This window comes from Ciceribacter ferrooxidans (assembly GCF_004137355.1).
In the GTDB taxonomy this organism is placed as follows: Bacteria; Pseudomonadota; Alphaproteobacteria; order Rhizobiales; family Rhizobiaceae; genus Allorhizobium; species Allorhizobium ferrooxidans.
In genome coordinates this window covers 1-261 of record NZ_SDVB01000035.1, presented here as the reverse complement: position 1 = coordinate 261, position 261 = coordinate 1, and the positions used below count along the sequence as shown (strand labels likewise).

At 64.4% G+C, this 261-nt stretch carries 1 protein-coding gene; it reads right to left on the bottom strand.

What is annotated here, in order from left to right; all coding sequences use genetic code 11:
* Window positions 1-261 (bottom strand): 6-phosphofructokinase (locus tag EUU22_RS00310; RefSeq protein ID WP_165351011.1); only part of this gene is annotated, 261 nt, incomplete at both ends.

Below are 261 nucleotides of genomic sequence, written 5' to 3'. Positions count from 1 at the left end.
CCCGTGTGAAGGGCGATCCATCCGACGTAGCGGCCCATCACTTCGACCACGAAGACCCGCTGGTGCGCGCTCGCAGTCGAGTGGAGCTTGTCCACGGCCTCTGTTGCGGTGGAGACCGCGGTGTCGAAGCCGAAGGAATAGTTGGTATCGGCCAGGTCATTGTCGATCGTTTTGGGGACCCCGACGATGGGAATTCCTTTGGCCGCGAACTTGCCGGCCAGCGTCATGCTCCCGTCGCCGCCCACTGCCACCAGCGCGTCG